General features: G+C 46.6%; 10 protein-coding genes. 3 read left to right on the forward strand and 7 right to left on the reverse strand.

From position 1 onward, the window contains the following. Nucleotides 1-73 precede the first annotated feature (73 nt). The gene (locus HP401_RS00895; protein ID WP_173603745.1) at nt 74-496 is read right to left on the reverse strand and encodes a VOC family protein; all 423 of its coding nucleotides are present in this window, start codon (nt 494-496) and stop codon (nt 74-76) included. Between the two features lie 184 nt (nt 497-680). Between HP401_RS00895 and HP401_RS00900 the strand changes: the two genes are divergently transcribed. Next, the gene (locus HP401_RS00900) at nt 681-893 is read left to right on the forward strand and encodes a glycine zipper domain-containing protein (RefSeq protein WP_142496388.1); all 213 of its coding nucleotides are present in this window, start codon (nt 681-683) and stop codon (nt 891-893) included. 60 nt (nt 894-953) lie between these two features. Here the strand turns inward: HP401_RS00900 and HP401_RS00905 are convergent, their stop codons facing one another. From HP401_RS00905 to gltB, 3 genes are all read right to left on the reverse strand, one after another. After that, nucleotides 954-1430 (reverse strand): YfbM family protein, encoded by a 477-nt coding sequence (locus HP401_RS00905; protein WP_173603746.1) that lies wholly within the window; start codon nt 1428-1430, stop codon nt 954-956. A gap of 14 nt (nt 1431-1444) precedes the next feature. Beyond that, a complete protein-coding gene (locus HP401_RS00910; RefSeq protein WP_173603747.1) occupies nt 1445-3379 on the reverse strand; it encodes a hypothetical protein in 1935 nt (644 codons plus the stop codon). A 135-nt stretch (nt 3380-3514) separates the two neighbouring features. Continuing rightward, nucleotides 3515-8128, reverse strand: a complete 4614-nt coding sequence (gene gltB / locus HP401_RS00915) for a glutamate synthase large subunit (RefSeq protein ID WP_173603748.1) — start codon at nt 8126-8128, stop codon at nt 3515-3517. Nucleotides 8129-8251: 123 nt separating this feature from the next. On the opposite strand from gltB, the gene gltC reads away from it, so the two are divergent. After that, on the forward strand, nt 8252-9154 hold the full coding sequence (gltC, locus tag HP401_RS00920) for a glutamate biosynthesis transcriptional regulator GltC (RefSeq protein ID WP_015891022.1): 903 nt from the start codon (nt 8252-8254) through the stop codon (nt 9152-9154). A gap of 112 nt (nt 9155-9266) precedes the next feature. On the opposite strand, the gene HP401_RS00925 is transcribed toward gltC, so the two are convergent. Next, complete coding sequence (locus tag HP401_RS00925; RefSeq protein ID WP_173603749.1) at nt 9267-10058, reverse strand: SDR family NAD(P)-dependent oxidoreductase; 792 nt, start codon at nt 10056-10058, stop codon at nt 9267-9269. A 188-nt stretch (nt 10059-10246) separates the two neighbouring features. Next, nucleotides 10247-11272, reverse strand: a complete 1026-nt coding sequence (locus tag HP401_RS00930; RefSeq protein WP_173603750.1) for a helix-turn-helix transcriptional regulator — start codon at nt 11270-11272, stop codon at nt 10247-10249. A 181-nt stretch (nt 11273-11453) separates the two neighbouring features. Here HP401_RS00930 and HP401_RS00935 point away from each other — a divergent pair, with 181 nt between their 5' ends. Next, nucleotides 11454-12278: a hypothetical protein gene (locus HP401_RS00935; protein WP_173603751.1), complete on the forward strand. Its 825-nt coding sequence runs from the start codon at nt 11454-11456 to the stop codon at nt 12276-12278. 40 nt (nt 12279-12318) lie between these two features. On the opposite strand, the gene ybaK is transcribed toward HP401_RS00935, so the two are convergent. Continuing rightward, nucleotides 12319-12798, reverse strand: a complete 480-nt coding sequence (gene ybaK, locus HP401_RS00940; RefSeq protein ID WP_173603752.1) for a Cys-tRNA(Pro) deacylase — start codon at nt 12796-12798, stop codon at nt 12319-12321. Between the last annotated feature and the right edge of the window lie 79 nt (nt 12799-12877).

The raw sequence follows: 12877 nt of genomic DNA on the forward strand, positions 1-12877 counted from the left end.
CAAAATGAAAAACAGGTCTTTCCATCCATATCACTGGAGGTAAGACCTGTTTTTTCTCTGGCTGGGTAACCTGCTACTTCATTCGTTTGGCAATCGGATGGTCTTCATTCAGCTGAAGCAAATCCCACAGGTTGCCATATAAATCCTGAAAGACAGCGACCATTCCATACGGCTGCTCTTTTGGCTCTCTCACAAATTGGATTCCTCTTGTAAGCATCTCATGATAATCTCTCCAAAAATCGTCTGTGTTTAAAAAGAGAAAAACTCTCCCGCCAGCCTGATTCCCGATAAATGGCTCTTGCTCAGGTTTGGATGCTTTTGCAAGCAAGATCGTAGTGCCAACAGAACCAGGCGGAGATACGACAACCCACCGCTTATCCTGTTCTGGCTGATACGTATCTTCCACTAACGTAAAATGGAGCTTCTTGGTATAAAACTCAATGGCTTCATCATAATCTTTGACCACGAGCGCGATATGGACGATGGATTGAATCATGATCTTGCGTTCCTCCTGCTTAAAGGTTTTTTTTGGAATGAAAAGATAGGTTGGGGACACACTATGCCTTGGGGCTGCACGTTTGATATAGCAGAGCTTCCCAACACTAATCGAGGGAGTGACAATCTTGGCTACGAACAACGAACGCAATCACAACGATGCTGTTGGCAACGACGAAGCGAACATGGCAGGCAGTGGAGCTGGTGAAGCTGTAGGAACAGTTGGCGGTGCGGCAGTAGGTGCTGCTGTAGGTTCTATTTTAGGTCCGCTTGGTACCATTGCAGGTGCCGTTGCCGGGGGTGCAGTTGGCAACAAAATGGGGGAAAATGTGTCGGCTGACGCCAATGACACGTTTGGTGCTACGAATAATGATGCCAATAGAGACCGAACAGAATAAAGCAAGCTTCTTCTATGTTTCTCAAGACGAGGTGCAGGGACAAACCTGCACCTCGTTCCATTAGCTGATGTAGAAAATAAGGCCTTTTTCTTGCTCAGCTGCTCGCTTAAAAAATGCTTGAATAGATTGAAAATGATGAAACATGTACGCGAAAAATCCTTCCGCTTCATCTCCCTCATGAAGTGGGTACACATCATTTTCCACCAAGGTAGGAAAATGGTACTTCTCTTTTAGAGCTGACTCGGACATATTGGCAATGGCCTCATACGCTGCTTTTACCTGTTCACTATGTAAATAGAATGCGCCAAACTCCCCGAATTCAACTGCTTGGTCCGTTAATAAAGGTACCACATAACAAAATGGAGGCTCTCCATCCATTAATTCTCCGCACAACGTATAGGGAATGGCTTGCCACGTTTTATCTATATCCAGCATATCCTCTTCTTTCAGCTCTACCTCATATAAATCGATCGTCCCTGCAATCCATGAATCGATCATCTCGTCATTTGCTATCATGTAATTTCCACACATACCCATTCTTTTTCTCCCCCTTACTTCTTATTTAAATAATCTTCTACTGATTTTCGCAAATACTTGCCTCTCGCTTCTTCGGTCATCTTTTTCATTTCTTCTTGTTGTTCCTTATCAGCTTTTCTTTTTTTGCGCTTATCTTCCCTTGCCTCCAATGTTCTTTTCCCATTTCTGTTCGTTTTGATTTTACTGTCTGTTTTTTTGTCATTATGATAATATTCGATGCCAAAATCATACCCAGTTATCGAATACACTACTTGTAAGCTACGAAATATTTTCTCTTTATATAAAGGATAGAACTCATTTACTGTGTCCTTGTATAAATTCCTTCCGATTCGGTGGTTTTTTATCCATGTTAGGGTTAGGGTCTGTGCCTCTAGTATTTTGTTATACTGGGCCATGTTTTGTTGAGCACTCTCTATCTCATCCTCTTTCTTATTGTCTAATTGTTCCACCAACATGGCGAACTCACTTGCTATGGTATCGAAGTTCTCTTTTTCTTTCTCAAAGCTTTCCTCTTCTTCTTGTTGTACATCAAAATATGGGTAATAATCCGCCTCTATTTCCTTAAGTATCTCGTATTCATTTCGAATTTTGTTTTTATTTAATTGATAAATAAATAGACATTTTTTCTCGTCTCGTTCGTCTAACAGGGAAATGCCTTCTGGAATTAATCTCATTTTTTCTGGCTTTTCTACATCACCAATTTCTTCAATCTCATCGATAAGAATTTTGTTTCGTTTCAGTTTGGCTGGTATGATTTCCAAAACATTGGTGGACGAAGCTTGCCCCTTTTTCACCTCACCAAAATGAGCTACTGCATTCGCTTCGTCTCCCTTCCATTCTACCGGTTTTTGATTTTTCAAAAAGTCTGTAGGTAATGATTGATGCATAGAATAGCGAATCCCTTTCACTTTCGTCGCCTCGAAGTTGTTGGAATCAATGTCATAAAGCTCCTCATTTCCGTCCTTATCGGAAAATGCGAGATTAAATCTTGCTGTGTGGCTTTTTCTCGTAAAATCCAAATTCCCTTCATCCATTGTTTGAGAAAACTGTTCGAAAGAAGACTCTCCCTCTGTTGGACTGGCAAATTTCCAATTTTCTTCATCTTTCTTGCTCATTTCCGCCGTTGCATCCCATTTAAACGGAATCCTGACTGGTAGCTGAATTTCCCATGGCTTCGTTGAATCGACTTGCTTCAAAGCACCTAGCTTAACCAATTGTTCTTGATCCACACGAAAGTTCCATTGATCGTATTTCACCTCAACAGAGTATGTATACTCCGTATTTTTTGCCGCTCCACGAAGCATTTTTTCAATCGTATTGTTATAGGAATGCTCGTTGTTTTTCACATCCTGCGGGGCTATATTCCAAGCTTGGTTCGCTTCGATTCCTCGTACAATCTGATAACCGACCAAGTGCCCCCCATCGTATGCGGTTTTGGCTGCAGCATTTTTTCCATCTCGTATCAATCGCTCTTCTGTACCCAGATTGCCAATCGCACTTACAACCGAATCGCTTTTGCGATCCTTTCTCGATGTGCCTTTTTTTACGATAGCAGTAACGGAATGAGGACGATCACATGTATCTCCTAATACTTCTGTCTTGGAAAAGAAGTTTTTGTTTACGTTGTCCTCCCCATATGTATCTTTCAATACGCCCAAAAAGGTAGGGAGGTCTTTATCTGCTCGAACAGCAGTAAATTTACCTTCGTTTTTTGGATTGTTAGCATACTCATCTTTTGTGTAATCGGTTGGTTCAATATCCTTAAATTTGCCTTGTATGACCGGTTGCTTATTTCTTTGCTTTTGATGTAATTGGATCATGGCTTTGTTTCCGATTTTTTTGGCGAGCTGTAAGAAATGGGGTGCAGAGCTTTTTGGGGTTGGCGATAGCGAAGAATTTTCAGGGGTTTGCCGATAACTTGATTGCGATTCGTGATTTTGGAAAAACATCCCATCACCTGCCATACAATCATTTATAGAATCTAATCTTTTCTTATCATATCAAATTCTGTCTTTTTTCCCAATCTGTTTGAATAAAAACGAAGAAAGGCCGATGACTCACAAAATAAGTCATCGGCCAACTCCTCATTTCCCCACTGAAACATAGGATTGCTCGGGCAATTTCTTTTTCGGGGCTTTGGCATCGCCTTTCTTCTGGCTCATTTCAAAAGCTGCCAATATCGCCTCTTGGCGCTTCATGCCGGATTTCTCCAACTCCTCCATCGTGGCGACGATTTGCTTGTAATCTTTTGGAATGACTTTGACAAACTGTTGGACGGTTCGTTCCCACTCATCGAGCAAAGCTTGTGCATGACGGCTGCCTGTGTGGTTGACGTGGTTTTCCAGCAAGCGTTTGACTCGTGCGATTTCCCGTTGATCTTCCAGTGTCTCCAGGAGTACCATTTCCTGATTGCACATCGCAGCAAACTTCTCTTTATCCTCAGCCAGCACGTAAGCAGTACCACCTGACATGCCTGCTGCAAAGTTTTTGCCGACGGGGCCGAGAACGACAACGCGTCCTCCAGTCATGTACTCGCAGCCATGGTCGCCTACTCCCTCAACGACTGCCGTCACTCCGCTGTTGCGCACGCAGAATCGCTCACCAGCCATCCCGTTGATATAGGCCTCCCCAGAGGTAGCTCCGTAGAACGCAACATTGCCAATAATCATGTTGTGCTCGGGAGCGAATTTGCTGTTTTTCGATGGTGCGACCGTTATTTTGCCGCCCGATAACCCTTTTCCTACGTAGTCATTTGCATCTCCTTCGAGATGAAGCGTGATCCCTCGTGGAACAAATGCCCCGAAGCTTTGACCTGCCGAACCAGTAAAATGCAGGCGGATGCTATCCTCCGGCAGACCGTGCTCGCCAAAGCGTTTGGTTACCTCGCTGCCCAAGATCGTACCGACCACGCGATTCGTATTGGTGATGGCGAGCTTTGCCTCTACCTGCTGCTGTTTATTCAATGCTGGCTTGCACAGCTTGAGCAGCTTTTGACGATCCAGCGTTTCTTCCAGCTTGTGATCTTGGTTGCGCTGATGATAGCGGCCCACATCCTCGGAGACATCCGGTTGGAACAAGAGCGCAGACAAATCAATGTGCTTGGCTTTCCAATGTTCTTTTGCCTTGTCGCCCATCTTCAGGACATGGCTCTGACCGACCATCGACTCGATGGAGTGATAGCCCAGCTCTGCCATGATCTCACGAACTTCACGGGCAACGAGACGCATGAAATTCACTGCGTGCTGCGGATCGCCTTTAAACCGTTTGCGAAGCTCGGGATTTTGTGTCGCCACACCCACTGGGCATGTATCGAGGTGGCATACACGAGCCATGACACAACCAATGGAAACAAGTGGAGCTGTAGCGAAGCCGAATTCTTCCGCTCCGAGTAAAGCTGCAATGACGACATCGCGTCCCGTCATTAGTTTGCCATCTGTTTCCAGAACCACACGGTCGCGCAACCGGTTGAGCAAGAGCGTCTGATGTGTCTCAGCAAGACCGAGTTCCCATGGCAATCCTGCGTGTTTGATGCTTGATTTTGGGGAAGCGCCTGTGCCGCCATCGTGTCCACTGACCACAATGACATCTGCAAGACCTTTCGCCACACCAGCCGCAATCGTTCCGACTCCCGCCTTGGAAACGAGCTTCACGCTGATTCGTGCTCGTGGATTTGCATTTTTCAAGTCAAAAATCAGCTGTGCCAAATCCTCAATCGAGTAAATATCGTGATGAGGAGGCGGCGAAATGAGTCCAACTCCTGGTGTCGATCCGCGTACTTCAGCAATCCATGGGTAGACCTTGCTTCCTGGCAATTGACCGCCTTCGCCCGGCTTTGCCCCCTGTGCCATCTTGATCTGGATCTCAGAGGCATTGACCAAGTAATGACTGGATACGCCAAAGCGTCCGGATGCGACCTGCTTGATGGCACTGCGTCGCAAATCTCCGTTTTCATCCATAATGTAACGCGCCGAATCTTCGCCGCCTTCCCCGCTGTTGCTTTTCGCACCCAAACGGTTCATAGCGATTGCTAAGGTCTCATGTGCTTCCTTGCTGAGAGAGCCGTATGACATCGCCCCCGTTTTAAAACGATGAACAATGGAATCAACAGATTCTACCTCACTCAGCGGAATCGGCTGCCGATTGGACTTGAAATCGAGCAAATGCCGCAGGGCTACGAATTGCTGGGCTGTCGCTTGCTCTGCATAGATTTTGTACTGCTCATAGCTACCTTCCCGACAAGCTTTTTGCAGGGCATGAACCGTCTTTGGGTTGAACAAGTGAAACTCACCGTCACGGCGGAACTGAAAATCACTGCCTGCCTCCAATACTTCCTCGGAATGCTCCGGCAAAAATGCTTTTGCATGGCGAATCAAAGTCTCTTGCGCAATTACATCCAGTCCAATCCCCGAAATCTGTGAAGGGGTACGGCTAAAATAGCGATCGATGACGGCAGAATGAATGCCCACCGCTTCAAAAATTTGTGCGCCACGGTAGCTCTGAATGGTCGAAATGCCCATCTTGGACATGACTTTTACAACACCTTCTACGGCTGTTTGCAGGTAAACCTCGACTGCTTCGTCGCTCGTAATCTCCTTCAGCTTTGCCGATACAGCCAGATTGCTTACCGTTGAGATGGCGACGTATGGGTTGATCGCATCGGCACCGTACCCAATCAGCATGGCAAACTGGTGTACATCACGCGGTTCACCGGATTCTATGATGATGCTCGCTTTGGTACGTGTCCCTGCGCGGACGAGATGATGGTGAAGTCCACTTCCAGCCAGCAAGGCAGGAATGGCGGCCAACTCTTGATTCATTCCGCGATCTGATAAAATCAGCAAGGTGTAGCCGGCAGCAATCGCTTCATCCGCCGCAGCGAACATTTGATCAAGTGCCAGCTCTAGCCCGTGTTCGCCCCCTTGGGCCGGGAAGAGTATTGACAATGTTTTTGCCTTGAACTCTTGGTATGGGTTCGCGCGAAGCTTCGCCAGCTCTTGATTGGAGAGCAACGGATTGGACAAACGAATTCTGCGGCAATTGCTCGCATCCGGTGCAAGCAGGTTTCCTTCCGCGCCAAGCACAGTGTGGGTCGATGTTACGCAAGCCTCCCGCAGCGCATCGATCGGCGGATTCGTGACTTGGGCGAAAGACTGTTTAAAATAGTGGTACAAGAGCTGTGCGCGATCAGAGAGTACCGCGAGTGGTGTGTCTACGCCCATCGAACCAATGGGGTCTTTCTGCTCAGCCACCATCGGGGCAAGTACCTTATCGACTTCCTCCTGTGTATAGCCAAATGCTTTTTGATGCGCAAGCAAGCTGTCTCCTTGCAGCTCCTCCATGCGACCACCTGCCGGCAAATTCTCGATAGCATGTAGGTTGTTTTTCACCCACTCCTGGTATGGCTGTTCGCTTGCGATTTTTTGCTTGATTTCCTGGTCAGAAACGATTCTGCCTTCCTCGAGATCGACCAGCAACATCCGTCCCGGACTCAGCCGGCCTTTCTGAACAATCGTTTCATCTGGTACTTCGAGAACGCCAACCTCCGAGGAGAAAATGATGGTATCATCGGACGTTACATAGTATCTCGCCGGTCGCAAGCCATTTCGGTCGAGAATCGCGCCTATGATTCTGCCATCCGTAAAAGAAATAGCTGTTGGACCATCCCACGGCTCCATGAGGCAGCTGTGATACTCGTAAAAAGCTTTCTTATTTTCGTCGATTTGCTCATCCTGATCCCACGGTTCAGGAATCATCATCATTGCGACATGCGGCAAGGAGCGACCTGCCAGCGAGAAAAACTCCACGCAGTTATCCAAAATCGCCGAATCACTACCCGCCATATCAATGACTGGCACCACTTTTGCCAAATCAGCACCAAACACATCGGACTGGAACATTTTCTCACGAGCCATCATCCAGTTCATGTTTCCTTGCAAGGTGTTGATTTCCCCGTTGTGAATCAAATAACGATTCGGGTGCGCCCTCTCCCAGGTAGGGAATGTGTTCGTACTGAAACGGGAGTGAACGACTGAGAAGGTGGAAGTGTAAGAATTATCTTGCAAATCAAGGTAAAAAGCATCCAGTTGTCCTGGTGTGAGCAATCCTTTATAAACAATCGTACGCGAAGACATGGAAGCGGCGTAAAAATCAGCACCTGTTGTCCGTTCCACCTGCTTGCGAATGACGTACAGCTTCCGTTCAAATGCCATTTGGTCCTGTATATTCGAGCTGGCTCCGATGAATACTTGGCGGACATAAGGCTGACTCGCTACAGCCGTCTTGCCAATTTTCGTCGCATCGACAGGAACGGTTCTCCAGCCGAGCAGCTTTTGTCCCTCTGCTGTGACAATCTCCTCCAGCTGCTCTTCATACTTTTGCCGTTTCGGTTCATCCATCGGAAGAAACAGCATACCTACACCGTATTTGCCTGGCGCCGGCAGCGTGATATTCAGCTCTTTACAGGTCTTTTTGAAAAAGCCGTGTGGAATTTGCGTTAAGATTCCTGCACCGTCTCCCGTTTCCGGATCACTGCCTTGACCGCCGCGGTGTTCCAGTTGGCACAGAATTTTCAGACCCTTTCGGACCATATCATGCGTCGATTTGGATTTCAAATTGGCAATAAAACCAATTCCGCAAGCGTCATGTTCGAAAATCGGATCGTACAGTCCTTGCTTAGCAGGCATTCCTTGTGTCGTCATGTATCTCCACTCTCCTTGCTCTCTCTGGTATGTACATTTTAGATTGAGTGAAACGATACAAACAATATATAATTTATGCAAAATCTATCTCAAATCGAGATAAATGGGTAAGGTGGGGTATTCATGGAGCTACGACAGATTCAATACTTTATCGAGGTTGCCAAACGGGAGCACTTCACCGAAGCCTCCCATCATTTGCACGTCGCTCAGTCTGCCCTCAGTCGGCAAATCGCCAATCTGGAGGAGGAGCTCGGTGTGTCACTGTTCCTCCGTGAAGGTCGCAATATCAAGCTGACGGCAGTCGGGAAAATCTTTTTGCAGCACGTTGAAATGGCGATGAACGAAATCGAGAAAGCGAAAGAAAAGATCGAGGAGTTCCTTGACCCGTCTCGAGGTACGATTCGTGTTGGTTTTACGAGTAGCCTTGCCGCCAATCCCCTTCCGACGGTCATCTCCGGTTTTCGAGCCCGATATCCGGACATCGGCTTTCAATTGAAACAAGGCTCTTATCAGGGGCTGATCGACTCGGTCATCCATGGTGAAATCGACTTGGCTTTTCTTGGGCCTGTTCCCACTCATGAGAAAAATGTGCGCAGCTACATCTTCTTCGCTGAAAATATTGTCGCGTTGCTGCCCGCGAAGCACCCGCTGTCCAAACAATCAAGCTTGCGTCTCAGTCAGTTGCAGGAAGATACTTTTGTGTTGTTTCCACCCGGTTTCATCCTGCGCAATATCGCAGTCAATGCTTGCTCACAAATGGGCTTTTCTCCTAAAGTTGCTTTTGAAGGAGAAGATATCGATGCCATTAAAGGGTTGGTAGCGGCAGGCTTGGGCGTCACTTTGTTGCCAGAGCTCACGTTAACGGATAACGTTCCTCGTGAGACAGTGAAAATCCCTATAAGTGAGCCATTGGTGACGCGAACAGTGGGCATTATCATCCCGAACAACCGTGAGCTTCCCCCTTCTGAAAAGCTTTTTTATCATTTTCTAAAAGAGTTTTTTGATGTGCTGAGTAAGTATAGTTAACGGAAAAAGTCCTGATGAACAGATGCATCAGGACTTTTGTGTATCTTCATTCCGTTACAGGAAATTTCCATATGCTGGCCCTCTGGCTCCTGGTCGCGTCTATCTCGGTATTTTAAAAAATAGTTGGCACCATGCCCCCGTCCATACGGATTGGTGAGCCTTTAAATGCGGTTGCATAAGGACTGGATACAAATGCTACCAGCCTGCCAATTTCAAAAGGCTTAATAAACCGCTGTAATTCGGATTGCGGCAGGTTTGCTGCCATAAATTGATTTTCTTTTTCCGAAAATGCCAGCTCATCAGGAAACAGGCTATCAATGATTTGATAGACATTTTCAGAAAGCGTTGGTCCTGGCATGATTGTATTGGATGTAACTTCTGTTCCTCTCGTTTGTTTCGATAGACTTTTTGACAGAGATAATAGCATCGATTTCGTCATGCAATACTGAGGCATTTGCCCTGAAGGCATAATCGCTTCTTCACTTGCGATAAAGATGATTCGTCCAAAATTGTTCTTCAACATGTTAGGCAAGTAAAATTTAGATAATCCATTCGCGGCTAGGACATTGGTTCGGAAATATTTTTCCCATACCTCATCGTCAATGTCGTCATAGGACATGATTTCATAGATTCCCATATTGTTAACGAGAATATCAACGTTGGGATATTTCTCAAATAAAGCTTCTCTTTGCTGCCGATCCACAATATCGGCTGTAGCATTCTGAGGTGAAGTAGCCGGGAATTCCGCCTTTAATTCATTTACGATTCGTTCTACCTCTTCATCATTCCGTCCATTTACAAGAACATTGACGCCTTCTCTGGCAAGCTCAATGGCAATTGCTTTCCCAATCCCTCTCGTCGATCCTGTTACCAAAGCAGTTTTGTTCCGTAATCCCATATCCATAACACTTGTCTCCTTTGTAGTCATTCACGGCAAGCTGACTAGAAGTTCATCTTGGAACATCCTTGTGCTCCGGATAGAGATTATCTTACTTTGTCTGGATCGTTCGGTAACTAGCGTACTACGCCAATCTTCTTGCTGAACCCGCCAAATATGAAAACCGGGAAAATGAGAGCCCTGCTTGGAACGGGTCAGGTTAAGCATTCTATGACGGGTGGATTGGCCCGAAAGTATTCGGAACGCCAGTTTGTAGGTGTATCGCCTTCCCAAAGGCGAAAGGCCCGGTAGAATGAGTTCTGATCTTCATATCCAAGTAAAAAAGCCACTTCTTTTATATCGAGGTTGGGGTCGGCCAAGTATTCTCGTGCCTGTTCATGCCGAGCCTGTGTCAACAGTTGCTTGAACGTTGTGCATTCATCCGAAAGACGACGCTGCAAGGTACGATCGCTCATGCCCAGCTCGCTGGCAACTGCTCGCATATCTAGGCGACCTCCGGTTAGGCTTCGCTTCAAAATCCATTTGACCCTCTCAGCAATGGAATGACTGCCCTGTTCATCCAATGATCGGTCCAATACAGGTGTCAATATCTCCAACAATTCTTTGTTATACGAGAGAAAGCGTCGGTCCAGATCACGTCGATGGAGGATTAAGCGGTTACTAGTGGCACCAATCCGTATCGGGCAACCGAAATAAGCCTCAAGTGCAGTTACATCCCCCATCGCGTGAGAAAATTCCACGGACTGAGCAGTTAAACGCTTGCCCGTGCCCCGTCGTCCAAGTTCTAGAAGAAAGGCGAGCGTGGTTCCAATCAGGACTGGTGGTCCGGGCTGCTCACTGTGCATCCATTCCAATTCGATTGTACAGCGCTCTCCCTCCTCTGTTATACGCAACCTTTCCGGAGGGCACAGTTGTTTGTACCGGGCCATTCGATTAAGCGCGTCGCGATAGTCACGAGCATGGTAGGTCGCTAAAACAGTCGGTGGATAGAGTGCCGTTTCAAAGCTCGTTGAAAGCTTGATGATTCCCGTAGCAATATCACCAACGAGATCGGAATACGCTTGCCAGATTCTGAAATATTGGGCAGTGGTGACTACGGCTGGTTCTGTAAGAATGGTGAGCGGAAGGCACGCTTTCCGAGCTAGGTCATGTGGGGCAATCCCTAGTCGTTGTAATCCCGCCCAAAATCCCGCCGGAAATTTTATTCGGTCTGATTTCATTACGTATGGATCTCCTTTAATTGCTTACCGATTCGTTCCGCTTATCCCTAAGTATACATGAAGGTGATCGTACCCGTTATTTGACGCCTCCACATTTTACGATTCAAATATAGCGGTATGCGGAAAGTTTTACTATGATATGGGAATAGTGTCACATTTCAGCAAGAGAGGTGATGTTCTTATGCTAGATTTCGCAAGTCCCGTATGGGGTAAGTTACAAGGCCCTTATGGTTTTTCTGATCGCATCCCTGCGCTCATCCAGCATATTATGCACGACTATTTTTCCGAAGAAAAAGAAGAGTTGTATTGGGAGCTTCTGTATCATCAAAATACGATTTATCCATGTACATATGCTGCTGTTCCCTATTTAGTAGAGATCGCACGAAAAACAGAGAGCCCCGATATTTTGTTGGATATCTTCATCACCTGCGGTATTTTCGAAGCCAGTAGAGAAAATGCGCCTCATGGGGATGTGCCAACGGAGTTTTTACGAGATCAGCCACCATTATTGGATCAAGAGACCATCAGAGAAATCGATCGTGAATACCGCCATGTCATTCTATCACTGACAGAGCAAACAGAATCCATCCTTCACCTAGCACGGACGGGAGAGCATGATGCAGACAAGCGCTACATACTAGCTGCGGACGCTGCGTTTCGTGGGGACAAAGACATTGCCAACATGCTCCTCACCTTTTCTGCGGGCGACGAATATGTAACGGTGTGTCCGACGTGTGATCAGTCAGTCTATATATGGCCAGATGAGGACGAGGATGTCTTGTACGGTTACGAAGAAGACCCCGTTTTTCATGAGAAAGCGAAACGATTTTCAATCATCACAAAAAGACCGGACACGACAAACGACAGCGGACTTCAGAGATTATATCAAAATGCGCTTGCGATTGAGGATAAAACGCTGCTTGCCCACCTTCCTTATCTTGCTGGTGAATTGAATTGCTGCTCATGTGACACCCCTATCCACGTTTGGACGGGACTTTTTTCATAAACAGCAAAAAGGCCTCAGCTAATGCCGTGGCCTTTTTGCTTTAGTTTGCAGATACATCTGCCAAGGAACCTTTCGTTGCTTGTAATAAGCCCTCTACTGCCATCTCGATCTGGACGCCAATGTTTCCACCACTGACGATGATTGTCTCTAACGATTGTGCTCGTTGATCGATCACCGTCGGAAACAATTTCTTCATCCCAACTGGCGAACATCCACCACGAATATAGCCAGATACTTTGGTGATTTCTTTTACGGGAATCATCTCGATCTTCTTTTCGCCGACTGCTTTCGCCGCTTTTTTAAGATCAAGCTCAGCTTCAACGGGAATGACAAACACATAATACGATTTGCTCGTCCCTTGCGAAATCAATGTTTTATAGACAACGTTCTCTTCGCGACCGATCTTTTGAGCGACAGCGATTCCGTCTATTTTTCCATCATCTGTTGCATACGTCAGCATGGTGTATGCGATTTTTTCTTTATCCAATATCCGCATTGCATTCGTTTTTCCTTGCTTCACGCCATTCCACCTCCGCTACACGCTGGTCAACAAAATATAATCTATCTTAGGGGATGCCGTTCTACTTTTCAACCAAAAA

Origin of the sequence: Brevibacillus sp. HB2.2 (genome assembly GCF_013284275.1) — a bacterium.
Taxonomy (GTDB): domain Bacteria; phylum Bacillota; class Bacilli; order Brevibacillales; family Brevibacillaceae; genus Brevibacillus; species Brevibacillus brevis_D.

What these genes read in the sequence shown, in the direction of transcription:
- HP401_RS00895 (WP_173603745.1), bottom strand. Translation starts at nt 496, where the DNA reads ATGATTCAATCCATCGTCCATATCGCGCTCGTGGTCAAAGATTATGAT.
- HP401_RS00900 (WP_142496388.1), top strand. Translation starts at nt 681, where the DNA reads ATGGCAGGCAGTGGAGCTGGTGAAGCTGTAGGAACAGTTGGCGGTGCG.
- HP401_RS00905 (WP_173603746.1), bottom strand. Translation starts at nt 1,430, where the DNA reads ATGGGTATGTGTGGAAATTACATGATAGCAAATGACGAGATGATCGAT.
- HP401_RS00910 (WP_173603747.1), bottom strand. Translation starts at nt 3,379, where the DNA reads ATGTTTTTCCAAAATCACGAATCGCAATCAAGTTATCGGCAAACCCCT.
- gltB (WP_173603748.1), bottom strand. Translation starts at nt 8,128, where the DNA reads ATGACGACACAAGGAATGCCTGCTAAGCAAGGACTGTACGATCCGATT.
- gltC (WP_015891022.1), top strand. Translation starts at nt 8,252, where the DNA reads ATGGAGCTACGACAGATTCAATACTTTATCGAGGTTGCCAAACGGGAG.
- HP401_RS00925 (WP_173603749.1), bottom strand. Translation starts at nt 10,058, where the DNA reads ATGGATATGGGATTACGGAACAAAACTGCTTTGGTAACAGGATCGACG.
- HP401_RS00930 (WP_173603750.1), bottom strand. Translation starts at nt 11,272, where the DNA reads ATGAAATCAGACCGAATAAAATTTCCGGCGGGATTTTGGGCGGGATTA.
- HP401_RS00935 (WP_173603751.1), top strand. Translation starts at nt 11,454, where the DNA reads ATGCTAGATTTCGCAAGTCCCGTATGGGGTAAGTTACAAGGCCCTTAT.